Genomic DNA, 24694 nt, shown 5'->3' on the forward strand with positions numbered 1-24694 from the left:
TAGGCTATTCGTCGCGCAAATTTAAATTCCAGATTCTTATGCAGAACATGCAGCCGATGAATGATCTTCGACGTATCGATCTTAACCTGCTGGTGATCCTCGACGCCTTGCTCAACGAGCAACACGTGACCCGCGCTGCCGAGCGCCTGCATTTGAGCCAGCCGGCGGTGAGCCACGCCCTGGCGCGATTGCGCGATGTGCTGGGGGACCCGTTGCTGGTGCGCCAAGGCAGTTCGCTGGTGCCCACCACGCGCGCGCTGGAACTGGCCATGCCGCTGGCGCAAGCATTGGCCCAGGTACAGGCGCTGCTGGCGCCGAATCGCTTTGATCCAGCTTCGGCCAAGCGCACCTTTCGGGTGGCCATGTCGGACTACAGCGCGGCGATTTTCCTGCCGGGGCTGGTGCGCACCTTGCGCCGCGAAGCGCCGGGGATTGATTTGCAGGTTATCCAGGCCAGTCGCGAAGGCATGCTGGATGGCGTGCTCAATGGCGACATCGACGTGGCCGCCGGGGTGTTCCCCGACATGCCTGCCGAACTGCGCAGCACCCCGTTATTTGAAGAGCATTACGTGTGCCTGGTGGACCGTGACAGCCTGTCGCGAAGCGGTGCGCTTGACCTGCCCACGTACTTGGCACGGCCTCATGTGTTGCTGGAAATGCGCGGCAGCGGCACGCCGGAAATCGAACGGGCATTGACCGCGATTCGTGAGCGGCGGCACGTGGCGATCAGCTTGCCTCATTGGGGGGTCGCGCCGCAGTTGATCCAGGGCACGGACCTGATTCTTACCGTGTCGTCTCGCGGGCTGCTCAACATTGATCATGAGCAACTGTTGGCTGTGCCGCCGCCGTTTCATATTCCGTCGTTTGCGTTTGTGCTGGCCTGGCATTCGCGGCGGGGTGGGGACCCGGCGTTGCAGTGGTTGAATGGGCAGGTGCAGGGTGTATTGTCTGAGCGCGTTTGATAAACATAGTGTTTAAGGAAGAACTCCATGCTCTTAGGTCTCAATCACCTGACTCTCTCCGTCACCGACTTGAACCGCAGCATCCGTTTCTACAATGAGCTGCTGCAACTGCGCCTCGACGCGACCTGGGACAACGGCGCCTACCTGTCGGTGCCGGGGCTCTGGTTGTGCTTGTCCTTAGAGTCACTAAGTACACCCGCTGCCGGATACACCCACTATGCGTTCACCGTTGCTGCCGAGGACTTTGCCTCAGCGGTGGCCCGCCTGCGAGCCGTCGGTGTAGCCGAATGGCGCGACAACCGCAGTGAAGGCGCTTCGTTCTATTTCCTTGATCCCGACGGTCACAAGCTTGAGGTTCACGTTGGTGACTTGGCGTCACGGCTGCAAGCCTGTCGCGATAAGCCGTATGTAGGGATGAAGTTTTATCCTTAGCAGCAGAACAGGCAGAACGCTTCCAGCCCCGTGCGTTACCGGGCCTGTTTGGCAGCAAGGCCTGACGACCGTTCGTCGCGCCGGGAAGTTTTTTCTAAACCTTTACCGCGCTGAAAATTCAGATTCAAGGCGGGGCTTGTTTCCCTGCGCCTGTTTATTACCTGGAGGAACCCATCATGAGCCGCATGGCTATCCGGTTACGCACCGCCAGTTTTGCGATGCTGCTGGGCCTCGGCGCCAGCAATGCTTTCGCCCAGTCGCCTGCCGATTTCATCGAGCAGGCTTCGGCCAAGGGCATGGCCGATATCGAGACCAGCCGCATGGCACACGCCAAGACTTCGTCCCAGGAGATCAAGGACTACACCATCGAAGTCATCAATGAACGCACCCTGGCCAATCAGCATCTGGCCGCCATCGCCAAGAAGCTCGATTTGCCGGTGGCGCCACGGGACAAGATCGTCGACAAGGCCGAATCGCTGATGCCGCAGCTAAAGGACGGCGATTCGTTTGACGCGGCCTACACCGCGCAGCAGATCAAGGCCAATGAAGATGCGATCGCCCTGTTCAAACAGGAAGGCGCCGAGTCTGATATCCCGGAAATAAAGGCATTGGTGGACGAGACGTTGCCCAAGTTGGAAGAACGCCTGGAGAAAGCCCGGGCGCTGGCATCGACTTACGGAAAAGGCCACCAAGGCGACGGTTGATCGGCCTGAGTACCTATAAAGAACGGCGGCCGGGATATTCCAGCCGCCGTTTTTTTATGCCTGGTTCAAATCGGTCTTGGCCCGGCCATGTTCATCCGGTGTGTCGGTGACCATGGTGGTGACGGTGATGGATTCGCTGTCGCCGATGGTCTTGTATTCCTTACGCAGTTTTTCCAGTTCCTTGCGATCCATGCCGTCCAGGCTCAACACGGCGTTTTGCGCATCCTTGGTAGCGCGCAGCAGTTCGTCGATTTTGATATGCAAAATATCGTTGTCGCGGTTTTGCGTGTTCTGGATCAGGAACACCATCAGGAAGGTGATGATGGTCGTGGAGGTGTTGATGATCAGTTGCCAGGTGTCGTTGTAGTGGAAATAAGGCCCGCTCAAACTCCACAGGAAGATCAACGCCACCGCCGCGTAGAACGTGCGGGCACTGCCTGCCCAGCGGGACAGGGACTGCGAGACTGCGGAGAATTTCATGACCGTTTTCCTTAAAAGTGGGTGATGAAAATATTGACCGCAGGCACGCTTTGAAATTTCTTTTTACAATTGGAAGTTTGAATAAAATTGTACGGTTATCGGCAGAGCGTTCAGGCGCGCTCCTCCAGCGCCAACAAGTACTGCTTGGCCTCAAGCCCGCCGGCAAACCCGGTCAAGCCGCCCGACGCGCCAATCACCCGATGGCACGGCGCAATAATCGAAATCGGGTTGCGCCCGTTGGCCGCTCCCACTGCTCGCACTGCCTTGGGGTTGCCGATCTGAGTGGCGATCTGGCTGTAGCTGCGGGTTTCACCAAACGGAATGGTCAGCAGCGCCTGCCAGACTTTTTTCTGGAAGTCGGTGCCGGCAAAGTCCAGTTCCAGCTCGAAACGGTTGCGGGTACCGGCGAAGTATTCCTTTAACTGCCGCGTGGTTTCCTGCAACACCGGGCTGTTGTTGGCTTCTTGCAGGGCACCCAGCCGGACACGGTTGGGACGCTCTTTTTCCCACAGGATGGCGGTGAGTTTTCCGTCACGGGCCACTAGGGTCAGTTGGCCGACGGGGGAGGGCATGAGCGTGTATTCATAGGACATGGTCGGGCGCCTTTTTTTAGTGTGCAGCGCTACTCTAGATCTGCCGGTACAGGGTGAAACTACGTTTCTTGCGGTTGAATTCGCAAGATATTTAGAAGTTCCAATAAACCCAATTGGCGTAATACGGGTACCAGTAAAGCCACGAGAGCCAGTACAGTGCCTTGAGTACCGACGCAGTGCTTATGAGAAAAAAGGACGCGATGTTGAACACTGTGATAATCACGGCAAACACGGTCACACGCCGGCTGGCGTACAGTTGTGCAAACCGAGCGCCATAGACAGAGGCTGCGATGGACGCCAGCACAAGCACGAGCCCGAACGGAAATGGCAGCGTCAGAAACGAGAGCAGCAGAGGGGTGACCAGTACCCAGCCCAGTACCTTGCGCAGTATGGGCCTTGGTGTGCGTTGTGCGGGAAGGAGCATGCAGGGTCCTTGTTCAGAGGCGACGAGTGAGCATCATCGTGGCCTCAGTGGGTTGTGGCCGTCGGAGTTTGCTTAAATGCCATTATCGGTCCTGCAGCAACTTATCAATGACCGTCATGAACGCTTCAACCATCAAGCTTCGTCCTTCAGCTCGGGTAAGAACCAACAACTGCGCATACGCGTCCAGATCCACCAACGGTCGATACGTCACGCCCTTGTTCATCAAGCTCTGGGTGCACGCCGGCACCAGCGCCACACCTTGCCCTGCCGCCACCAGCGCAATGATCGAAGTGATCTGCCGTCCCGTTGGCCCGGCACGCAATGGCAAACCCTTGTGCCGGTAAAGCTGCTCGATGGACTGGTTAAGCCCCGAGCCGTAATCGGTGGGAAACAGAATCAGCGGATACCCACTCAACTGCGCCAGGCTGACCTCGGCCTGGCTGGCCAACGGGCTGTCGCTGGACACCGCCGCCACCAGCCGCTCCTCGCCCAACGACAACGCCTGCACTTGCGTCTGGCCATCCTGGGGCAGCAAGCGGCTCAGGCCGATATCCAGGCGGCCATCGGCTACCTGCGCGCCCAGGCTGCCGGAGGCGCATTCCACCAATGTCAGTTGCACATCCGGGAAACGTTGGGCAAAGGCTTGAATCGCCTGGCTGAACAAGTCCGACAGGGCAATCGAACTGACGTAACCCAAAGCCAGTTGCCCGGCGGCACCTGCGGCCAGCTTGCCGGCGATGACTTCGGCGAGGTCGACCTGCTCCAGCACGGCACGGGCGTAGGGCAGGAACGAACGCCCCTGCGGAGTGAGCGAAACCGTGCGGCTGGTGCGGTCGAACAGGCGAAACCCCAGCTCGGCCTCCAGCGCGGAAATCTGCCGGGTCAACGGCGGCTGGGCCAGGTGCAGGCGAATAGCGGCGCGGCCGAAGTGCAATTCTTCGGCGACGGTCAGAAAATAACGCAGCTTGCGTAGGTCGAGCATCCTGGCCCCAGGGTATTGATCGGTTCGAAATCGGTATTGGTCTCGGGTGCGCGGGTCATTCTATAAAGGCCTCTGATAATAAAACGAGAGGTTTCATGAAACCGCGCCTGCATTGTGCCCGTCTTGCCCTGTTCCTGTGTGGCTGCGCGGCGTTTCTCAACCTCTACGCCACCCAAAGCATTTTGCAGGCCTTTGCCACCCGCTTTCAGGTGAGCGCCAACGCAGCGGGCTGGAGCATTACCGTCACCACCTTGGCCGTGGCGCTGACCGCACCTTTTGTCAGCCGCCTGACCGGGCGTTTTGGGCAGCGCACGGTGATCTCGGTGGCCGCGCTGTTGCTGGCCGTGCCGGCGCTGATGACCGCCTATGCCACCAGCTTTGCCGAACTGCTGGTGTGGCGCTTTATTGAAGGCATGCTGATACCGGTGGTGTTCGCCACCAGCGTGGCCTACATCGGCGATCGCTGGCGCGGCGGCACCGTGACCGAAGTCACCAGCCTGTACGTGGCCGGCACCGTGCTCGGCGGGTTTGCCGGGCGTTTTGTCACCGGCGTGATGACCGAGTACGTCGGCTGGCGTGAAGCCTTTGAGCTGTTGGCGGTGTTGAGCCTGATGGTGGGCGGATTTATCCAGTTTCTGCTGCCGGACAATCCTCCCCGAGTCGCGCGAGCTTCGACCATTTGGGCCGATGTGCTCGGCACTCCGCTGTTGGCTGCCTACGCCGTAGGATTTTGCGTACTGTTCTCCCAAGTGGCGACGTTTACCTACGCCGGCCTGTACCTCAGCCAAGCGCCCTTTGACCTTGGCCCGGCGGCGCTAGGCACCATTTACATGGTGTTCTTGCTGGCTTTGGTAGTGATCCCCATCGCCGGTCGCCTGAGCAAATCCCGCCCGCAATCCGAACTGCTGACCGCCGCCGCGGCGCTCGGTGTATGCGGCTCGGCGCTGACCTTATTGCCATCCCTGTGGTGCATCGTGTGGGGCCTGGCCTTCAGCTCCACCGGCGTTTTTCTCGCCCAGGCCGCTGCCAGCGCCTTCACCACCGCCACCGCCCGCCACAACAAAGCCGGTGCCGTAGGCTTGTACCTCACCTGCTATTACCTGGGCGGCAGCTTTGGTGCCGTCGTCCCGGCGCTGATCTGGGGGCGTTGGGGTTGGGTGGGCTGTGTGGTGCTGATCATTGGTTTCCAGCTACTGTCTTTGCTGATTGCCCTGGTGGGCTGGAAGCCCCTCCAACCTGAACTGAGCAAGACCTCATGAACGACGCCGTTGCCTTGCCCGTACCCGAGACTTCCGCCCGTCGCCGCTCGTTGATTGCAGGCTGCAGCGCCCACGCGATTCACGATGGCCTGACCGATGTGATCTACGTGCTGCTGCCGATCTGGCAAGCGCAGTTCGGCATGACCTACGCCCAGATCGGCCTGCTGCGCGGTGCCTATTCCGGGATGATGGCGGTGTTCCAGCTGATGGCCAGCCGCGCCGCCAAACGCTGGGGGCGCGCACCGATGCTGGTGGGCGGTACGGCGCTTGCCGGTATTGCCTATCTGTTGGTGGGGCAGGCGACCGGGTTGGGCATGTTGTTGCTGGCGCTGCTGTTGGGTGGGTTGGGCGCGAGCACCCAACATCCACTGGCTTCTTCGATGATCACCGATACCTATGAGGGCGGAGGCGGGGTCAAGGAGGCGCTGTCGCAATACAACTTTTCCGGGGACATTGGTAAGACACTGGTTCCCGGGCTGGTGGGACTGTTACTGACGGTCATCAGTTGGCGCGCGAGCGTTACGCTTTTGGGCCTGTTGGGGTTGGCGGCGGCGGGGTTGCTGTGGTGGCTGATCCCCACGCAAGCGCCAGCGTCTGCTTCCGGCAAAACTGCCAAGACACTGGTAGGAAGCGGCTCTGTCAGCGGCCTGCGTGCGCTGATCGTCACCGGCACTCTCGACAGTGCCGTGCGCATGGGGTTTCTCACGTTTTTGCCGTTTCTGCTGCAAGCCAAAGGCGCTGGCACTGCGGGCATTGGCCTAGCGCTGACCATGCTGTTTGTCGGTGGTGCCTTCGGCAAATTGCTCTGCGGCTACCTCGGCGCACGCATCGGCATGATGAAAACCGTGTGGCTGACGGAGACCAGCACCGCGATGTTGATCGTGGCGGCGGTGTACCTGCCGTTGACCGGGTTGATGGTGATGTTGCCGGTGTTGGGGCTCGCGTTGAACGGCACGTCTTCGGTGCTCTACGGCGCGGTGCCAGACCTGGCGGGCGCAGGTAAACGGGAACAGGCGTTTGCGGTGTTCTACACCGGCACCATCGGCGGTGGCGCGTTGGCGCCGGTACTGTTTGGCGGGCTGGGGGACTCGATGGGCGTGCCGGTGGCGGTGATGGTGTTGGCGGGGATGTTGTTGCTGACATTGCCGTTGGCGTGGGAGGTGCAGCGGGGAGTGGTGCTCGAGAGATAGCCGTCTTTTCGGATGGTAAATTCAGTTCCTTGTGGGAGCTGTCGAGCATTAGCGAGGCTGCGATGGGATCGCTGCGGTGTACCTGGCAGACCGCGTCGCCTGCATCGCGGGCAAGCCCGGCTCCCACAGGGAATGCATCCCGATTTGGGAGCGCCGCGGCTCTAATGTGGAAGCGGGGAGTGGTGCTCGAGAGATAGCCGTCTTTTCGGATGGTGAATTCAGTTCCTTGTGGGAGCTGTCGAGCATTAGCGAGGCTGCGATGGGATCGCTGCGGTGTACCTGGCAGACCGCGTCGCCTGCATCGCGGGCAAGCCCGGCTTCCACAGGGATTGCATCCCGATTTGGGGGCGCCGCGGCTCTAATGTGGAAGCGGGGAGTGGTGCTCGAGAGATAGGCGTCTTTTCGGATGGTGAATTCAGTTCCTTGTGGGAGCTGTCGAGCATTAGCGAGGCTGCGATGGGATCGCTGCGGTGTACCTGGCAGACCGCGTCGCCTGCATCGCGGGCAAGCCCGGCTCCCACAGGGATTGCATCCCGATTTGGCGGCGCCGCGGCTCTAATGTGGAGTGGTGCTCGAGAGATAGCCGTCTTTTCGGATGGTAAATTCAGTTCCTTGTGGGAGCTGTCGAGCATTAGCGAGGCTGCGATGGGATCGCTGCGGTGTACCTGGCAGACCGCGTCGCCTGCATCGCGGGCAAGCCCGGCTCCCACAGGGATTGCATCCCGATTTGGCGGCGCCGCGGCTCTAATGTGGGAGCGGGGAGTGGTGCTCGAGAGATAGCCGTCTTTTCGGATGGTGAATTCAGTTCCTTGTGGGAGCTGTCGAGCATTAGCGAGGCTGCGATGGGATCGCTGCGGTGTACCTGGCAGACCGCGTCGCCTGCATCGCGGGCAAGCCCGGCTCCCACAGGGATTGCATCCCGATTTGGGAGCGCCGCGGCTCTAATGTGGAAGCGGGGAGTGGTGCTCGAGAGATAGCCGTCTTTTCGGATGGTGAATTCAGTTCCTTGTGGGAGCTGTCGAGCATTAGCGAGGCTGCGATGGGATCGCTGCGGTGTACCTGGCAGACCGCGTCGCCTGCATCGCGGGCAAGCCCGGCTCCCACAGGGATTGCATCCCGATTTGGCGGCGCCGCGGCTCTAATGTGGAAGCGGGGAGTGGTGCTCAAGAGATAGCCGTCTTTTCGGATGGTGAATTCAGTTCCTTGTGGGAGCTGTCGAGCATTAGCGAGGCTGCGATGGGATCGCTGCGGTGTACTTGGCAGACCGCGTCGCCTGCATCGCGGGCAAGCCCGGCTACCACAGGAAATGCATCCCGATTTGGGGGCGCCGCGGCTCTAATGTGGGAGCGGGGGCAATGACCAATGAATTTGCCGATAATCTGCCAGACGAGCATCGCTGTCTGGCCTTGGCGATTCAGCAAATGATTGAGTTGGGGCTTTTTCTGGTAGAAGCCGTGCAGGACCGAGTGGATCGCGTTTCTTGATTCTATAAAAGGCTTTCCCTTCCAGGCCGCACCTACCAAGGGAAGGGCCGCCGATTTTTGATGTGTTGGGAGTCAGCAACGATGACCTGGAACAGCGAAGCAAAAACAGCCCCGTTCACCCGAGAGGCGACGCTTGAAGACGTGAGTGCCTTGGTTGAGCTCGACGCCTTCGCGAAATCGAATGTCAGCCGCGTCGAGCTTATTCGCGAGGCCGTTGAGAAGGGTCAATGCCTGGTTGCGGTGGACGCTGGCTGCGTTGTTGGCTATCTCGTACTTACCCACGATTTTTTCGGGAATGGCTTTGTTTCGTTGGTGGTTGTCTGTCCTGCACATCAGCGCAAAGGCATCGCTCTTATACTGTTTGTTGCTGCTGAATTCGCGTGTAAGACGAACAAGCTTTTTACCTCAACGAACAGCTCAAACGTCGCTTCACAGCAACTCATATCCAAGGCTGGATTCTTGCGCAGTGGCGTTATTGAGAATCTGGATGAGGGTGATCCGGAGCTTGTCTATTTCAAGTTTGTTCGGTGATCCTTTTAGTTCGCAGTACATGAGTCCTGTCTCCTTTGTCATTCGTTAGCTCGAACGCTCCCACCTCAAATCCAGACTGTTCGCCAGACTCGCCGCCTCATCCATCAGCGCGTTGCAGAAGGCATCGACGAAGATTGAGGACGGTCGATAGTCCGGCCTGATCAACATGACCCGATAGGGAATCGATACGTTGATCGGCCGAATGGCCAGCCCGTTACCGGCCTCCGCCACTGCAGTCAGCGGGTTGATAATCGCCACACCCAGTTGCTGCCTGACCATGGCACACACCGACGCAGCGTTGGTTGTTTCGACCACAATGTGCCTGTCGACGCCGGCCCGGCGGAAGTGCTCATCAAGGGTTTGGCGATAGATGTCCATGCCCGACAGGTTGATGAAATTCACACCCTGAAAGTCTTCCAGTGTCAGCATCGGTTTAGCCAGCAAAGGATCACCCTCTGGTAGTACGCAAACCATGTCGGAACAAAAGAGCAGCTCCCCTTGGGTACCTTGAGGCGCATGTTCGCCTTCGGTTAACCCGAGGTCGTAACGCTGGGCGCTGAGTGACTCTTCCAGCAAGGGCGTTTCCTGCGCCGCAATGCTCAAGGCTATGCCGACATGCTGCTGCTGAAAGCGCTTGTAGACCTTGGGCAAAAGCGTCTGGGAAAACAGTGGGAGGCACGTAACGCTTAACTGGCCATGTTCAAAGCGACGAATTGACTGCGCAACGCTGTTGATTCGTTCCAGGCCGATGTAGGAGCGTTCAACCTCTTCGAACAGCATGATCGCCTGGGCTGTCGGCACCAGCCTTCCTCCCGCGCGATCAAAGAGTCGCAGGCCAGAAAGCGTTTCCAGTCGCGCCAGCTCCCGGCTGACCGTCGGTTGCGAGGTAAAAAGCAGCTGCGCCGCTCCCGTGACGCTGCCGGCCTGCATGATGGCCCGGAACACCTCGATATGCCGTATGGATATCTCCATCCTTGATCCCCGCTCGTTTAACGAAGCCCATATCAAAACTGAATCGAGTGGCAAAGAATAGGTATTTTATTGAATGAATAACGCTGGTCATGATGGTTGCTCTCCCAATTTCAGAAGAAATACCGTCATGCTCAACCATTCCGTGTTTCAGCCGTTGACCGAGTCTGCAAAACAGCACGGCACGCCGCTCTGGTGTTATGAGGCCGAGACCATCCGGGCCCGCATCAATCAATTGCAGGGTTTCGACGTTATTCGGTATGCGCAGAAGGCGTGCTCCAACCTGCATATTCTTCGGTTGATGCGCGAGCAAGGCGTGCGGATCGATGCGGTATCGCTGGGTGAAATCGAGCGGGCTCTGCTGGCTGGCTTTAGCACTGCCGGTGACCCGGCCGGCATTGTTTTTACCTGTGACTTATTCGATGAGGCGACATTGCGCCGTGTCGTGGAACTGCAGTTGGAAGTGAACACCGGCTCAATTGATATGTTGCGCCAACTGGGCCAGTTGTCGCCCGGCCATCGCGTGTGGCTGCGGATCAATCCGGGGTTTGGTCATGGCCATAGCCGCAAGACCAATACCGGTGGCGAAAACAGCAAGCACGGAATTTGGCATGAGCAAGTGCAAGAAGCGCTCAAAGTGATTCGCCAATTCGGGCTGAAGCTGGTGGGCGTGCATATGCATATCGGCTCCGGTGTGGATTACGCGCACCTTGAGCAAGTGGGCAGTGCGATGGTCTCGGTGGTGAAGGCGCTTGACCACGATATCGAAGCGTTTTCCATTGGCGGAGGGCTTGCCACGCCTTATCGTGGGGAAGATGAACCGGTGGATATCCAGAGTTATGCGAGCACCTGGCGCCAGGCCAAACAGGCGATTGAGGCCTGGCTCGGTCATCCGGTACGCATGGAAATCGAGCCGGGCCGCTTCCTGGTCGCGGAGTCTGGGTATCTGGTCACCGAAGTTCGCGCGGTTAAAAAAGTCGGCAGCAGGAATTTCATTCTGGTGGACGCCGGCTTCAATGACCTGATGCGGCCAGTCCTCTATGGCGCCTATCACCACATGACATTGCTGGATGCCCAAGGTATGCCGGTCAGCCGCCCCGGGCACCTGTGCGTAGTGGGCGGCCCGTTGTGCGAGGCCGGCGATATTTTCACGCAGGACGAACAGGGCGTCACACCCCGTATGTTGCCGGAAGCGCAAGTGGGTGATTTGTTGGTGATACACGATACCGGCGCGTATGGCGCCGCCATGTCATCCAACTACAACAGCCGCCCGCTGTTGCCGGAGGTACTGATCGAGCAGGGGCGCGCCAAATTGATTCGACGCCGGCAACCGCTCTCGGACTTGCTGGCCCTGGAGTTGGAGCTTTAACGCTACCCATAAAAAAACCGGCCACCAAGGACCGGTTTTTTTAACATCCCCCGTCATAACCATCCTGACGTGAGACCAATATCTGAGTGGAGCGGGTAGAGGGAATCGAACCCTCATCTAAAGCTTGGGAAGCTTTCGTTCTACCACTAAACTATACCCGCTCAGAGCGGCTGACTTTGTACCAGATGTGCTCGCGGATTTGAAGTTTTTCTTCGAAAATTCTGTGTTTTACGTGCCAACGGTCGATCGTGGGCAGGCGGATCCCCTGGGAAATCCAGCCCACCCACAACCCCGTCGCTCATACGGCAAACGCATGCTGTGGCTGCGCCGCGTGGTACCGCAACCGACTTGGCTGCTGCTCCGGCCGCAAAAACCCCATTAACGCTTCCCGGCTATCCCGGCACGCGGCCTTGTGCTCCATGTCCAGAAAGTGCCCGGTCGCCTGGATCGTCCCGAAGCTGCTTTTCGCAATATGCTGCCCAAACAGCTTCGCATCCTGGGCGCTGGTGTACTCGTCCCATTCGCCGTTCAAAAACAGCACCGGTATATCAATCTGCTTCGCCGACTTGAGGTAGCACAGCCGGTCGCTGTTCAGCACGTGGCTGATGTGAAAGTGCATCTGCCCGTATTCATGCTCGGCCAGGCTGCTCACGTGCTTGTGGTTGAAGCGCTTGAACAGTGACGGCAAGTGTTTGCCGATGGTGCTGTTGACCAGGTGGCCCACGCGGTCGCGGTCGAGGCTGCCGAGGTAGTCGACGCCGCGCTCCAGGTAGTCACGCATGGGGGCGTTGATCACCGGGGAGAACGAGCTGATCACCGCCTTTTCCACCCGGCGCGGGCGGTGCGCGAGGGCGACGAGGGTCGCGGCGCCGCCCCACGAGAAGGACAGTACGTGTTCGGCGGCGAAGTGGTCGATGAGTTCCAGGAGGATCTGGCCTTCGACTTCTTTCGTCAGCATCTGCTCGTGGCGGTTGTGGGCTTTGGAGCGACCGGCGTAGGGCTGGTCGTACAACACCACGTTGAATTGCGGGTGCAGGCTTTTCACGGTCTGTGCGAAAGACGCGGTGGTGGCCATTGAGCCGTTGACCAGGATGATGGTCTTGGCCGCTGCGTCCGCGCGATAGAACTCCGTGTAAACCCGATACTGACCCTGTATATCCAGCACAGCGATTTCTGGCCTCATGTCGTAAGACTCCTGGCAAGCGGGTAATGCGCGCAGATCACTCTGCACGAGCTTTGTGACAGGTAGGCATACGCCTGGAAGTGAGAGCCCATGTCGATCCGATACTGGCTGGCCGACGGGTGTTGTTATGGCGGGCAATTTGCCGTGAGATGCCCGCAGGTCAAACATGCGGACGGGCAAAGTGTTTCTTGTAGGTAGGGGTGACTCGCCAGTCAGAATGCGGCTGGCTCGTTTGATTCAAGCAGGATGGGGGCCAGTTCGCCAGTCGAGGGCGTGGGTTTTTGCCATCATCGGCTGAACGGTCATCAGACCTGCCGGATTTCAGCGTCCGTCAGCGCCCGGTATTGGCCTGGGGCAAGGGATGGGTCCAATTCCAGCGGCCCCATGCGCTCGCGGTGCAGGCGCATCACTTTGTTGTCGAAGTGCCCGAACATGCGCTTCACCTGGTGATAACGCCCTTCAATGATGCTCAGGCGCGCCGTTCTGGGGCCCAATAGTTCCAATTCGGCCGGCTGAGTGGTGAGGTCTTCAAACGCGAAGTACAGGCCGGCGGCGAAAGTGGCCGCGTATTGCGGGCCGATTTCCTGCTCGGTCTCGACGTAGTAGACCTTGGGTAATTTGGTTTGTGGCTGGGTCAGGCGGCGCGACCACTGGCCGTCGTTGGTGATCAGCAGCAGGCCGGTGGTGTTGAAATCCAGGCGGCCGGCGATGTGCAGCTCGTGCTTGTCCGGCTCACCCAGCAGATCGAGCACGGTGGGGTGTTGCGGGTCGGATGTGGCGCTCACGCAGCCCTGGGGTTTGTGCAGCATGAAGTAACGCGCGGGTTTGCCGGTTTGCAGCACTTCGTCATCCAGCAACACACGGCTGAACTCGCTCACCGGGTGATGCGGGTCGCTCACAAATTGGCCATCGACGGTAATCCGCCGTTCCACCAGCAACAGGCGCACTTGCTTGCGGTTGAATCGGGGCAGGTTGCTGAGGAAGCGGTCTACGCGCATTACTCGGGCTCGGCGCCGCGCAGTTGCTCGTCCACCTGGGCACAGCGCGGGCACAGGCAGGCTTTGTTGCGCAGTTGCGGCGGCAAGGCTTCGAGCACCGCAGGGTCGATGCTGACGCTGTAGCACCAGCACGCCTGGTCGGCAGTACGCGGGTCGGCCAGGGCGCAGTCGTTGCGGGCGCCGCAGGCGGGGCAGAGAGTTGGCGTGGTCATCGGTCGGTTCAGGCTGTATCGGACAAAGTCCCGGTGAAACCCGGTGTGCCTTGCACGATACAGCCCCGCCGCGTTATTGCAAATCACGCTCCAGCACGACCACCCGTTGGCCTGCGCCAATGCCGCTGCCCGGTTGCACCGGGATTTCCCGCACGGTGCCGGCGAACGGTGCGAGTACCGGGATTTCCATTTTCATCGACTCCAGGATCACCAGCACATCACCCGCAGCAACGCGTTCGCCAGCGCGCACCTGCACTTGCCAGAGATTGCCGGCGATGTGGCTGTCGATGCTGTATTCATTGGCTTGCAAAGGCGTGTCTTCGCCCAAGGGCGCCGCAAGTTCCTCGCTGTCGAAATGCGCCTGGCCGCTGGCGATCCAGCGTTCGCGTTCGGCGTTGAATGCGCGTTGCTGTTGCCCGCGAAACGCGCCAATGCTCTCGGCTTCGCGGGTGAGAAAGGCCTGGTAATCCGTCAGATTCAACTGGCTGTGTTCAATGTTCAGTTCAAACCGCCCAAGGGGGAAGTCCCGGCGAATCTGCACCAGCTCATCGGCGCTCACCGGGTAAAAGCGGATCTGGTCGAAGAAGCGCAGCAACCACGGTTTGCCGTCGAATGCCGCCACCTCTCGGTAGCGGTTCCACATCTGCAAGGTGCGCCCGACAAACTGATAACCACCGGGGCCTTCCATGCCGTAGACGCACAGGTAGGCGCCGCCGATGCCCACGGAGTTTTCCGCGGTCCAGGTGCGTGCCGGGTTGTACTTGGTGGTGACCAGGCGGTGGCGCGGGTCGAGCGGCGTGGCTACAGGCGCGCCGAGGTAGACGTCGCCCAGGCCCATCACCAGATAGCTGGCATCGAACACGGTGTGGCGCACTTCGTCGAGGTTGGCCAGGTCGTTGATGCGGCGGATGAACTCCAGGTTGCTCGGGCACCAGGGTGCGTCCTTGCGCACGGTGGTCATGTATTTTTCGATGGCCAGTTGGCAGGCCGGGTCGTCCCAGGACAGTGGCAGGTGGACGATGCGCGAAGGCACTTGCAGGTTTTGGCTGGCGCAGACGGCGTGCCATTCGGTGGTGATCAACGCCAGGAGGTCGGCGAGGGGCAGTTGTTCGGGTTGGTAGTGGATTTGCAGGGAGCGGATGCCGGGTGTCAGGTCGATGACGCCGTGCAGGGCTCGGGCGTCGAAGGCTTGCATCAGGGCATGGGCGCGAAAACGCAGCACCAGGTCGAGTTGCGGGGCGCCGATTTCCAGGAGCAGGTGAGTGTCGCCGGCCAGGCGGGCGACGAGGCGGGTGTCCTGTGTGCCGATATCCAGGACCACAGGTGAACTGTAGGAGCCCGGCTTGCCGGCGATGGTATCAATGCGGTGTTCCGGATGTACCGAGGTGCCTGAATCGCGAGCAAGCTTGCTCCTACAGTGATCCCATTTCAGGGCGAGGTCACGGGCGGTGGGTAGATCGACGGGAGTGAACTGGATTTTGTCGCCCGCCTTGAGCTGGCCCAACTGCCACAAGTCCGCCTCGATCACCGTCACCGGGCACACAAACCCACCCAGGCTCGGGCCGTCGGGGCCGAGGATCACCGGCATGTCCCCGGTAAAATCCACCGCACCAATCGCATACGGATTGTCGTGGATGTTGGACGGATGCAACCCTGCCTCACCACCGTCCGTACGCGCCCACAATGGCTTCGGCCCGATCAGCCTCACACCGGTGCGGCTGGAATTGAAATGCACTTCCCACTGAGTGGCAAAGAACGTCTCGATGTACTCAGGCTTGAAGTATTGCGGCGCACCGTGGGGGCCATAGATCACCCGCAGTGTTCGCACCTCGGCAAGGGGCTCGGGTACCCGTTGTTGGCCCGCGCTAACGTCCGAAAGCGGCAGTAAATGCAACACATCCCCGGCCCGCAAAGCCCGCCCGCCATGCCCACCAAACTGTCCCAGGGTGAAGGTACTTTTGCTGCCCAGATAATCCGGAACCTGCAGCCCGCCACGCAGGCAAAGGTAGCTGCGGGCACCGGCCCCGGCGATGGTGCCAAGGTTCAAGGTAGCCCCCGCCGGAACCAGCAGCGCGGTGTTCATCGGCACCGCTTCATCATTCAACCGCAGCGCAATGTCTGCGCCGGTCACCGCCACTACCGCCGCACAGTTGAAGCGCAACAGCGGCCCGCTCATGGTGATTTCCAGCCCGGCAGTGCCTTCGGCATTCCCCAGCAGGCGATTGCCCAGGCGCAACGCGCGGCTGTCCATCGGCCCCGACGGCGGCACGCCCACGGCCCAGTAACCCAGGCGCCCGGGATAATCCTGAACACTGGTTTGCGTGCCGGCGCTCAGTACTTCAAATGTATCTGCGCGATACACCAGATCTTCAAGGCAGCGCGTCCACGGCCTGCCACTGGCGAACGGTGCGGCGAGCAGAATCTGCCGCAGGTAATCGCGATTGGTTTCGACGCCATACAGCTGGCTGTCGGTCAACGCCTGATGCAGATCCAGCCGCGCCTGTTCGCGGGTCGGCGCCCAGGTGATGAGCTTGGCGATCATCGGGTCGAAGTAGGGCGCAATCTCGCAACCGGCCTCCACCCAGGTGTCGATGCGCAGGCCTTCGGCGGCCGGGAAATCCACACAGGTCAAAAGCCCCGGGCTCGGCTGGAAATCCCGGCCCGGATCTTCGGCATACAAGCGCGCCTGAATCGCGTGGCCGCGAGGCTTCAGTTGCAGCGCGCTCAATGGCGGCAGCTCCCCGGCGGCCAGTTGCACCATCCAGCGCACCAGGTCCACGCCCCACACTTGCTCAGTGACACCGTGCTCCACCTGCAACCGGGTGTTCACTTCCAGAAAATAGAAGCGGCCATCGGCGCTATCAAAGATAAATTCCACAGTGCCGGCACTGCGGTAATTCACCGCCTTGGCCAGGGTGATTGCCGCGCTGCAAAGCTCATCAGCCATGCCGTCGGGCAGGTTCGGTGCCGGGGTTTCCTCAAGCACTTTCTGGTTGCGACGCTGCACCGAACAGTCGCGCACACCGAGGGCGATCACTTCACCATGCCCATCACCAAACACCTGCACTTCCAGATGCCGGGCGTGCTGGATGTACTTCTCGATAAACACACCGGCATCGCTGAAATTGTTCTGACCCAGGCGTTTGACTGTCTCGAAACAGTCGCGCAACTCATCGGCACTGTTGCACACGCGCATGCCGATGCCGCCACCGCCGGCGGTGCTTTTGAGCATGATCGGATAGCCCACGCTTTTGCCGGCCAGCAGTGCGGCGTCGAGGCTGTCGAGCAGTTCGGTGCCTTCCAGCAACGGGATGTTGTGCTGCCTGGCCAACGCTCGGGCGGTGTGCTTGAGGCCGAACACGCGCAGCTGTTCCGGCGTTGGGCCGACGAAGGCGATGCCGGCGGTTTCGCAGGCTTCGGCGAAGGCGGCGTTTTCCGAAAGGAAACCGTAGCCGGGGTGAATCGCCGTGGCGCCACTGGCCTTGGCGGCGGCGAGGATTTTCTCTACCGACAAATAGGTACCGGCCGCCGCACCTTCGCCCAGGGTATAAGCCTCGTCGGCTTGCTGAATATGCAGGCTGGCGGCATCGGCTTCGGAATACACCGCCACGCCCTTGACCGAAAGCTCACGCAAGGTGCGCAGGATGCGGCAGGCGATGGCGCCACGGTTGGCGATCAACAGTTTTTCGAACATGACAAAACCCCGCAGGCCGATGATTGCTCGGCCTTGTCCTGGGATGCGGGCCGTCCCGCAAATGTGGGTGGCGCTGCGGTCGTCCGGAGCGCAAATGTCAACACCAATGGAGATCAACTGTGGGAGCCGGACTTACCCGCGATGGCGGTGGGTCAGTCCCGCCATATGTTGGCCGACCCACCGCTATCGCAGGCAAGCCAGCTCCCACAGGTCATCTTCCACAGTTGATCTTCAGCGTTTTTGGAGGCACTGCCCCGCCCGGGCCTGGCACAGGGTGAACAACCACTGACGCAACCGCTTGATTTTCAGTTCCATACCAGTAACTCCGCAGGGGTGGGGTTGTAGCCGTTGCACGGGTTGTTCAACTGCGGGCAGTTGGAGATCAGCACGATCACGTCCATCTCGGCCCGCAGGTCGACGTATTTGCCGGGGGCGGAAATACCGTCTTCAAACGTCAGCCCGCCCTCGGCCGTCACCGGCACATTCATGAAAAAATTGATGTTCGGCCCGATGTCCCTTTTGCCCAGCCGGCCATCGTGGGCACAGGCCCGCAGGTAGTTGTCTCGGCAGCTGTGCATGTAGCGTTTTTCCAGGGCATAGCGCACGGTGTTGCTCTCTTGGGCGCAGGCGCCGCCGAGGGTGTCGTGACGCCCGCAGGTGTCGTCGACGATGGTCAGCATCGGCTGGCCGAGGTTGGAATACAGCACGCTGCCGGTGCTCAGGTACACGCTGTTTTGCCGGCGCAAGGTGCGCTGTACGTCGTAGCGTTCCTTGGGGTTTTTCAGGCTGTAGAACAGCGTGTCGACCGCCTGGTTGCCCTCAAGGTCGAGGATGCGCAGGGTCTGGCCGGCCTTGACTTCCATCAGCCAGGGTTCGCCGGCGGGGATGGTCGCGCGGTACACGGCCGCGTCGGGTTGTTTGGCGAGTGCGATAGACATGGCAGGTCCTCAGGCGAACAGACGGTCGGTGTTGATAAAGCCGCGCTCGTTCTCCGGGCGCGAGGTGCGGCAGTGTTCGGCGACGCTTTTGTCGGCGTTCATCCAACTGAGTTTCAGCGGCTGCGGCGCGTATTCGGGGTTCGGGTCCATGGGGTGTTGCAGTGCGGTGAGCACCACCAGTGTGTCCATCGGTGCGTAGAGTTCGATGTAGTCGCCGGCCTTCGAATTGCCCTTGGCGAAGTGCAGCGTGCCCGCGTCATCCACGGTAATTTTGCTGAACAGGTTGAGGGTCATCAGCAGGTCGCAAAGCCCCAGGCCCCACTTGCCCAATTCCACCAGCAGGTTGTCGGTGCCGTTGCGATAGAAGCCGTTGCGCAGTTCTTGATAGCGGCCCTTGCCATATTTTTCGGCGACCTCGGAGGCGCATAACACGCCGCCGATGCTGTCGCTCCAGCCGCAGGTATCAGCGGTGATTGCGGCCAGCACACGCCCCATGTCCGAGTACAGGCAATGGCCCGTCGTGAGCTTGGCGGTGTGTTGGCATTTGAGGCTGTCGGGCAGGTTCAGGCGCTCGGTTTTTTCATTGGCGTTGAGCAGGGTCAGGCTGACGTTGGCGCCGCCGCGAATGTCGGTCAGGCGCAGCAGTTGGCCGCGCTTGAGCACGAAGGAGCGGTGGCCGCCGCCGGGGAGCATTTCTTCGGCGAAGGGTGGGAACAATTGGGTTGAGTCGGTCATTTGGAAGTGGCTCCAAGTTCGGCGGCGAGCGCCTTGCGGCGCTCGCTGTTCAAAGGGATGTCGTAGGTGATGCGGGCGCCATACGCGCCGGGGGCGTGCGGGTCGAGGCGCACCTTGTCGAACACCAGCAGGCGGGTGCCGAGGCTGAAGCCTTCGCTCAGGTCGTGGGTGACCATGAACACCGTCAGTTTTGTTTCGCGCCACAGCTCCAGCAACAGCAGGTGCATGTCTTTGCGAATGCCCGGGTCGAGGGCGCCGAAGGGTTCGTCCAGCAGCAACACGCGCGGCTTCATGATCAGCGCCTGGGCGATCGCCAGCCGCTGCTGCATGCCGCCCGAGAGCTGTGCCGGGTACTTGTCCAGGGCGTGCCCCAAACCGACTTTATGCAGCAGGGCTGCGGCCTGTTCCCGCGCCTGTTTTTTCGCGCTGCCAAACAGCCGGCCGAGCAGCGGTGAGCGCGGCAGTTCAAGGCCCAGCGCAACGTTGTTCAGCACCGTCAGGTGCGGGAACACCGAGTAGCGCTGGAACACCACGCCACGGCTGGCGTCGGGTTCGGCGGCCAGCGGTTTACCGTCCAGCAGGATCTGGCCCTGGCTGGCGGTTTCCTGGCCAAGCAGCAGGCGCAGGAAGGTCGATTTGCCGCAACCGGAAGTGCCGACCAAGGTACAGAACTCGCCTTCGGCCACCTGCAGGTTAAGGCGCTCCAACACCACCTGGTCGCCATAGCGCTGCCACACATTGTTGACGCTGATAAAGCTCATGCCCGCGCTCCTTCATACCAGGGGAACGCACGCCGGGTCAGGGCCTTGAGGCCCCAGTCCATCAGCCAGGCCAGCAGGGTGATCCACACCACGTAGGGCAGGATCACGTCCATCGCGAGGTAGCGGCGCACCAGGAAAATCCGGTAACCCAAACCGTCGGTGGAGGCGATGGCCTCGGCGGCAATCAGGAACAGCCACGCCGAGCCCAGCATCAGGCGCAGGGAGATCAGCAAGCGCGGCAGCAATTGCGGCAGCACCACGCGCAGCATCAGGGTCCAGGTGGAGGCGCCAAGGGTCTGCGCTTTCACCAGCAGCTCGACGGGAATTTCCCGTGCGCGCTGTTCCAGGTCGCGGGCCAGGCACGGGGTGATGCCGATCACGATCAACATCACTTTCGACAACTCCCCCAGCCCGAACACGATGAACAGGATCGGCAGGATAGCCAGCGGTGGCACCATCGACAGCACCGTCAGCAACGGTGACAGCGGCGCGCCGAACAGCGGCAAGGTGCCGGCCGCGATGCCCAGGCACAGGCCGGCGAGGGCGCTGATGCCCAAGCCAATCGCCAGGCGACGCAGGCTCGACGCGCTGTCTTGCCACAGTACATATTCACCGGTGCGGCTGTCGGCGCTGAAGGCCAGGCGCTTCAACGCGTCGCCCATTTGTGCGGCGCTGGGCAGCAGCTTGTCGTTGGGGTTGTCTGCCAGGCGCTCGGCCGAGCCCACAAAGTAGGCGAACAGCAGCAGCGCGAAAGGCAGCAGCACCAACAGCAAGCGGCTGGAGCGTTCCGGGTGACGGTTGATCAGGCGCATGGCCGGGTCCTCTTACAACGTGCCGTCGGCGGCCATCTGTACGTAGCTGGGGTCGAAATGCAGCTTGAGGTTGGCGGTGTCGCCGTGGGTCACGCCGTTGGCGAAGCTCATGCCCACGGCGTTGGTGTCTTTTGCACCCTCACCCAGCAGGCCGTGCTGGAAGGAGAACTCGGCGACCTTGCCCATGGTGGCCGGCAACTGTGCGCTGGTGGCGAAGGCCAGGGCTTCCTTGGGTGTGGCGAACAGCTTGGTGGTGTTCAGTTGCGACTGGAAGCCCTTGAGGTCGGTGCCGGAGGCCTTGGCCATGTGTTCCAGCGCTTCGGTGCTGGCGGCGGTTTTTGCGTTCATCAGCGCGACCACTTCAAACCAGGCACCGGTCAACGCTTTGCCCAGCTTGGGGTTGTCCTTGAGGGTCTGGGTGTTGACCACCATCATGTCCATGATTTCGCCGGGCACTTTGCTGGAGTCGAACACTTCGGTGACGCCGGGCTTGGCCAAGACCTGCGAGAGCATCGGGTTCCAGGTGGTGACGGCCTTGACCTGGTCGGTGTTGAAGGCGGCGGCGATGTCGGCGTCGGAGGTGTTGACCACTTTCAGGTCTTTTTCGGTGAGGCCGGCCGACTCCAGGGCGCGGGCCAGCAGGTAGTGGGACACGGAGAGTTCCACCAGGTTGACGTTCATGCCCTTGAGGTCGGCGACGGTCTTGCCTTCGCCCTTGATGACCACGCCATCGTTGCCGTTGGAGAAGTCGCTGACCACCAGTGCGGTGCTGTCCACGCCACCGGCGGCGGGGATGGTCAGGGCGTCCATGTTGGTCATGGTGCAGCCGTCGAACTGGCCGGCGGTGTACTGGTTGATGGATTCGACGTAGTCGTTGAGCTGCACCATGTCGATCTTGATGCCGTACTTCTTGGCCCACTTGTCGAGGATGCCTTGGCTGCCGGCGTACTCCCAGGGCATCCAGCCGGCATAAATCGTCCAGCACACGCTGAAATGGTCTTTGGGGGCGGCTTGGGCGGAAAAGCTCACCACGGCGGCGAAGGCGGCGGCGAGCAGGGCGGGTAAACGTATCGAGGGCATGGGTGCTTCTCCAGTTGATCATAGGGCGAGCAGGAGCAACGCGGCACCGTAAACGGTGGCTTGTCTCCCGGGCTTTTATCCCGCCGTGTAACCTCAACTGGAGGTCGCCAACTCTCGGACCAGCCACTCGCCTTAGCGAGCCGGAACCCTAGTCAGCCATTGCAAATTGTGGTGCCGCGAACCTGTGATGACTCCTGCACGGAGGAGGTAAAGCGAGAGTCGTGCCAAGTGGCATGGGCGCAGTAACGGCGCGGGTTGGCGAGATAAGAACAGCGCAGCGCGCGCGGAACGTGCGTTGTGCTGGTGCGAGGTTGCACTGCAATGAGGCGACCGGCAGATGTATCAATCTATGTCCGAATCGCACCAGATTCCGATTTTGATGTCAGATATTTCGTCAGGCAGTGAAAGCTGTTTGCCGCCCCCCAGCGTCGCTGGGTGTGCTCTTCCGCGGTCCAGGAGGCCGCCATGTATCGTCGACTGCTTCTCATCGCTTTGCTCGGCTTGACCCTTTCTGCGTGCGCGCCTTATTACGGTGGCGGCCAGGCCTACTACGGTTCCGAGGTCTACACGGCGCCTGCGCCGGCGTATTACTACGGCGGTGGCCCGTACTATCACTACCGTCAGGGATACTACCCGCCGCCGCAACGCTATTACCCGTCGCCGCGGTATTACCAGCCGGCGCCGCGGTATTATCCTGCGGGACCGCGAGCCGGTTACCGGCCTTACTCCAACCAGGGTTGGGGCAGCCACTGGGGTAATGGCGGTGGCCGTGGCCAGGGGGGCGGCAATCAGGGTGGAGGCCATGGTGGCGGGCACCGCTGAGGGCTTTCAGTAGTCGGACAAATCTGCCAGCGGATGGCGCCCTTCCCAGACCTTGTGGAAGTGCGCCTGCACCACCGCCTCAGGGATCAGGTTGATGTCCGGCCAATGCCAGTGGGGCTGTTGGTCCTTGTCGATCAACCGCGCCCGCACCCCTTCGCTGAATTCGGGGTGGCGGCAGCAGTTCAGGCTCAGGGTGTACTCCATCTGGAACACCTGGGCCAGGGACAGGTGACGCGCCCGCTGGATCTGCTCCCACACCAGGTGTGCGGTCAGCGGGCAGCCTTCGCTCAGGGTCTTGCCGGCGCGGCTGAACAGCGGGTCGGTGTGGTCGCGCAACTGGCTCAAGGCTCGCCACGCGCAGCGCACGTCGCCCACATCCAGCCACTCGTCGATCTGCGCCCGGCGCGGTAGCCATTGGGCTTCGGGCATTTGGCCGGTGGCCTCCTGGGCCAGGGCCTTGAGCAGGCTGTTGAGCTGCATGTCGGTCTGTTCCTGCCAGTTCAGTTGCAGCAGGCCTTCCAGCAGTTCGTCTTGTTGTTCATCCAGCAGGAAACGGTCGGCCAGGCCCAGGTCCAGGGCATCGCGGCCATTCATGTGGGCGCCAGTCAGGCCGAGGAACACACCCAACTTGCCGGGCAGGCGCGACAGGAACCAGCTCGCACCCACATCCGGGTACAGGCCGATGCTGATTTCCGGCATGGCCAGGCGACTGCTCGGGGTGACGATGCGCACGGCGGCGCTTTGCAGCAAGCCCATGCCGCCGCCCAGCACATAGCCGTGGCCCCAGCAGATCAACGGTTTGGGGTAGGTGTGCAGGCGGTAGTCGAGGCGGTACTCCGCGGCGAAAAATTGCGCGGCCAGCGCCGGAACCTCGCCGGGATGTGCACGGCAGGCCTGGGCCAGGCTGCGCACTTCGCCACCGGCGCAAAACGCCTTGGGGCCATTGCCGCGCAGCAGCACACAAACGATTTGCGGGTCTTTGGCCCAGGCATCCAGGCGTTCGCCCAAGGCCAGGATCATTGGCAACGACAGGGCGTTAAGGGATTTTTCCGCGTCCAGGCTGGCGACGCCGATGCGGGCGCCGTCGGTGCCAATCAGTTCTTCGAAGTGCAGGTTCATCATGACCTCAATCGAGAAAGTGAAGGTTGAGTATGATCGCTTCGCGGGAAAGTGCCGGTTCTGCGTCAGATCAATTGACAAGCAGGGTGGGCTTTCCTAGGGTTCGCACCATTGTTTTTTCTGGATGCAACCATGACCACCGACGACCGTATCAAACTCGAACCCAGCTGGAAACACGCCCTGCGTGACGAGTTCGACCAGCCGTACATGGCCCAGCTCCGTGAATTCCTGCGTCAGGAACACGCGGCCGGCAAGGAGATCTACCCGCCGGGCCCGATGATCTTCAACGCGCTCAACTCAACGCCGCTGGACAAGGTCAAGGTGGTAATCCTCGGCCAGGACCCGTACCACGGCCCCGGCCAGGCCCATGGCTTGTGCTTCTCGGTGCAACCGGGCGTGCCGGCGCCGCCGTCGCTGGTCAATATCTATAAAGAACTCAAGCGCGACCTGAACATCGACATCCCCAACCACGGCCACCTGCAAAGCTGGGCCGACCAGGGTGTGCTGATGATCAACACCACCATGACTGTAGAGCGCGCGAATGCCAACGCCCATGCAGGCAAGGGCTGGCAGTTCTTTACCGACCGGGTGATCGAGATTGTCAGCGCGCACCAGCCACACCTGGTGTTCCTGCTGTGGGGCGCCCATGCGCAGGGCAAGCAGAAGCTGATCGACGCCACCAAGCACTTGGTGCTGACGTCGGTGCATCCGTCGCCGCTGTCGGCGTATAGAGGGTTTATTGGCTGCGGGCATTTCAGCCGCACCAACAAGTTTCTGGAGCAGAATGGCGAGACGCCGATCGAGTGGCGATTGCCGCCGGTTTGACATAGATCCAATGTAGGAGCTGTCGAGCTTTAGCGAGGCTGCGAAGACGGCGGCACAGTCAGCATAATGCTGCCTGACCCACCACTATCGCAGCCTCGCTTGGGCTCGACAGCTCCCACTATTGAACGTCTCTCAG

The 24694-nt window shown here is 61.0% G+C and carries 25 protein-coding genes, 1 tRNA gene and 1 riboswitch; of the genes, 10 read left to right on the plus strand and 16 right to left on the minus strand.

Annotated elements, in window-relative coordinates; translation table 11 throughout:
• The first annotated feature begins 47 nt into the window (after positions 1-47).
• From RGV33_RS07360 to RGV33_RS07370, 3 genes are all read left to right on the plus strand, one after another.
• Entirely contained in the window at positions 48-962 is a 915-nt protein-coding gene (locus RGV33_RS07360) for a LysR family transcriptional regulator (RefSeq protein ID WP_416152111.1), read from the plus strand.
• A 27-nt stretch (positions 963-989) separates the two neighbouring features.
• A complete protein-coding gene (gene fos / locus RGV33_RS07365) occupies positions 990-1394 on the plus strand; it encodes a fosfomycin resistance glutathione transferase (RefSeq protein WP_322143703.1) in 405 nt (134 codons plus the stop codon).
• A 176-nt stretch (positions 1395-1570) separates the two neighbouring features.
• The gene (locus RGV33_RS07370; protein WP_322143704.1) at positions 1571-2098 is read left to right on the plus strand and encodes a DUF4142 domain-containing protein; all 528 of its coding nucleotides are present in this window, start codon (positions 1571-1573) and stop codon (positions 2096-2098) included.
• 54 nt (positions 2099-2152) lie between these two features.
• Here RGV33_RS07370 and RGV33_RS07375 read toward each other — a convergent pair whose 3' ends face one another.
• From RGV33_RS07375 to RGV33_RS07390, 4 genes are all read right to left on the minus strand, one after another.
• Positions 2153-2578, minus strand: a complete 426-nt coding sequence (locus tag RGV33_RS07375; RefSeq protein WP_322143705.1) for a low affinity iron permease family protein — start codon at positions 2576-2578, stop codon at positions 2153-2155.
• Positions 2579-2688: 110 nt separating this feature from the next.
• Positions 2689-3171, minus strand: a complete 483-nt coding sequence (locus RGV33_RS07380; protein WP_322143706.1) for a methylated-DNA--[protein]-cysteine S-methyltransferase — start codon at positions 3169-3171, stop codon at positions 2689-2691.
• Between the two features lie 91 nt (positions 3172-3262).
• Positions 3263-3595, minus strand: a complete 333-nt coding sequence (locus tag RGV33_RS07385) for a hypothetical protein (protein WP_322143707.1) — start codon at positions 3593-3595, stop codon at positions 3263-3265.
• Between the two features lie 82 nt (positions 3596-3677).
• Positions 3678-4577 (minus strand): LysR family transcriptional regulator, encoded by a 900-nt coding sequence (locus RGV33_RS07390; protein WP_322143708.1) that lies wholly within the window; start codon positions 4575-4577, stop codon positions 3678-3680.
• A 95-nt stretch (positions 4578-4672) separates the two neighbouring features.
• Between RGV33_RS07390 and RGV33_RS07395 the strand changes: the two genes are divergently transcribed.
• The 4 genes from RGV33_RS07395 to RGV33_RS07410 all read left to right on the plus strand — a co-directional run bounded on the left by RGV33_RS07395 (position 4673) and on the right by RGV33_RS07410 (position 9041).
• A complete protein-coding gene (locus RGV33_RS07395; RefSeq protein WP_322143709.1) occupies positions 4673-5836 on the plus strand; it encodes an MFS transporter in 1164 nt (387 codons plus the stop codon).
• Positions 5833-7026, plus strand: a complete 1194-nt coding sequence (locus RGV33_RS07400; RefSeq protein ID WP_322143710.1) for an MFS transporter — start codon at positions 5833-5835, stop codon at positions 7024-7026. Before RGV33_RS07395 ends, RGV33_RS07400 begins: the two co-directional genes overlap by 4 nt.
• A 1355-nt stretch (positions 7027-8381) precedes the next feature.
• The gene (locus RGV33_RS07405; RefSeq protein ID WP_322143711.1) at positions 8382-8510 is read left to right on the plus strand and encodes a DUF6124 family protein; all 129 of its coding nucleotides are present in this window, start codon (positions 8382-8384) and stop codon (positions 8508-8510) included.
• Positions 8511-8591: 81 nt separating this feature from the next.
• Entirely contained in the window at positions 8592-9041 is a 450-nt protein-coding gene (locus RGV33_RS07410) for a GNAT family N-acetyltransferase (RefSeq protein WP_322143712.1), read from the plus strand.
• Positions 9042-9086: 45 nt separating this feature from the next.
• Here the strand turns inward: RGV33_RS07410 and RGV33_RS07415 are convergent, their stop codons facing one another.
• Positions 9087-10013: a LysR family transcriptional regulator gene (locus tag RGV33_RS07415; protein ID WP_322148633.1), complete on the minus strand. Its 927-nt coding sequence runs from the start codon at positions 10011-10013 to the stop codon at positions 9087-9089.
• A gap of 127 nt (positions 10014-10140) precedes the next feature.
• On the opposite strand from RGV33_RS07415, the gene lysA reads away from it, so the two are divergent.
• Entirely contained in the window at positions 10141-11379 is a 1239-nt protein-coding gene (lysA, locus tag RGV33_RS07420) for a diaminopimelate decarboxylase (RefSeq protein WP_322143713.1), read from the plus strand.
• An 87-nt stretch (positions 11380-11466) separates the two neighbouring features.
• Here lysA and RGV33_RS07425 read toward each other — a convergent pair.
• From RGV33_RS07425 to RGV33_RS07470, 10 genes are all read right to left on the minus strand, one after another.
• A tRNA-Gly gene (locus RGV33_RS07425) sits at positions 11467-11540 on the minus strand.
• A gap of 137 nt (positions 11541-11677) precedes the next feature.
• Positions 11678-12562 carry an alpha/beta hydrolase gene (locus RGV33_RS07430; RefSeq protein ID WP_322143714.1) on the minus strand — a complete coding sequence of 295 codons (885 nt, stop codon included), beginning with the start codon at positions 12560-12562 and terminating at the stop codon, positions 11678-11680.
• A 305-nt stretch (positions 12563-12867) separates the two neighbouring features.
• Positions 12868-13560 (minus strand): pseudouridine synthase, encoded by a 693-nt coding sequence (locus RGV33_RS07435; protein WP_322143715.1) that lies wholly within the window; start codon positions 13558-13560, stop codon positions 12868-12870.
• Positions 13560-13772, minus strand: a complete 213-nt coding sequence (locus tag RGV33_RS07440; RefSeq protein ID WP_322143716.1) for a cysteine-rich CWC family protein — start codon at positions 13770-13772, stop codon at positions 13560-13562. The genes RGV33_RS07435 and RGV33_RS07440 overlap by 1 nt, the downstream gene beginning before the upstream one ends.
• Before the next feature lie 73 nt (positions 13773-13845).
• Positions 13846-17466, minus strand: a complete 3621-nt coding sequence (gene uca, locus RGV33_RS07445) for an urea carboxylase (RefSeq protein ID WP_322143717.1) — start codon at positions 17464-17466, stop codon at positions 13846-13848.
• Positions 17467-17771: 305 nt separating this feature from the next.
• Entirely contained in the window at positions 17772-18404 is a 633-nt protein-coding gene (locus RGV33_RS07450) for an urea amidolyase associated protein UAAP2 (protein ID WP_322143718.1), read from the minus strand.
• Between the two features lie 9 nt (positions 18405-18413).
• Positions 18414-19139: an urea amidolyase associated protein UAAP1 gene (locus RGV33_RS07455; protein ID WP_322143719.1), complete on the minus strand. Its 726-nt coding sequence runs from the start codon at positions 19137-19139 to the stop codon at positions 18414-18416.
• A complete protein-coding gene (locus RGV33_RS07460; protein WP_322143720.1) occupies positions 19136-19900 on the minus strand; it encodes an ABC transporter ATP-binding protein in 765 nt (254 codons plus the stop codon). The genes RGV33_RS07455 and RGV33_RS07460 overlap by 4 nt, the downstream gene beginning before the upstream one ends.
• On the minus strand, positions 19897-20712 hold the full coding sequence (locus RGV33_RS07465; protein ID WP_322143721.1) for an ABC transporter permease: 816 nt from the start codon (positions 20710-20712) through the stop codon (positions 19897-19899). Before RGV33_RS07465 ends, RGV33_RS07460 begins: the two co-directional genes overlap by 4 nt.
• A 12-nt stretch (positions 20713-20724) precedes the next feature.
• Positions 20725-21792, minus strand: a complete 1068-nt coding sequence (locus RGV33_RS07470) for a putative urea ABC transporter substrate-binding protein (protein ID WP_322143722.1) — start codon at positions 21790-21792, stop codon at positions 20725-20727.
• A gap of 62 nt (positions 21793-21854) precedes the next feature.
• Positions 21855-21955, minus strand: a riboswitch (guanidine-I (ykkC/yxkD leader).
• Positions 21956-22257: 302 nt separating this feature from the next.
• Here RGV33_RS07470 and RGV33_RS07475 point away from each other — a divergent pair.
• Positions 22258-22614 carry a hypothetical protein gene (locus tag RGV33_RS07475; RefSeq protein WP_322143723.1) on the plus strand — a complete coding sequence of 119 codons (357 nt, stop codon included), beginning with the start codon at positions 22258-22260 and terminating at the stop codon, positions 22612-22614.
• 6 nt (positions 22615-22620) lie between these two features.
• Here the strand turns inward: RGV33_RS07475 and RGV33_RS07480 are convergent, their stop codons facing one another.
• Positions 22621-23733 (minus strand): enoyl-CoA hydratase/isomerase family protein, encoded by a 1113-nt coding sequence (locus RGV33_RS07480; RefSeq protein ID WP_322143724.1) that lies wholly within the window; start codon positions 23731-23733, stop codon positions 22621-22623.
• Between the two features lie 132 nt (positions 23734-23865).
• Between RGV33_RS07480 and ung the strand changes: the two genes are divergently transcribed.
• The gene (ung, locus tag RGV33_RS07485) at positions 23866-24558 is read left to right on the plus strand and encodes a uracil-DNA glycosylase (RefSeq protein WP_322143725.1); all 693 of its coding nucleotides are present in this window, start codon (positions 23866-23868) and stop codon (positions 24556-24558) included.
• Positions 24559-24694: the final 136 nt, after the last annotated feature.

Source organism: Pseudomonas sp. Bout1, assembly GCF_034314165.1.
Taxonomy (GTDB): Bacteria; Pseudomonadota; Gammaproteobacteria; order Pseudomonadales; family Pseudomonadaceae; genus Aquipseudomonas.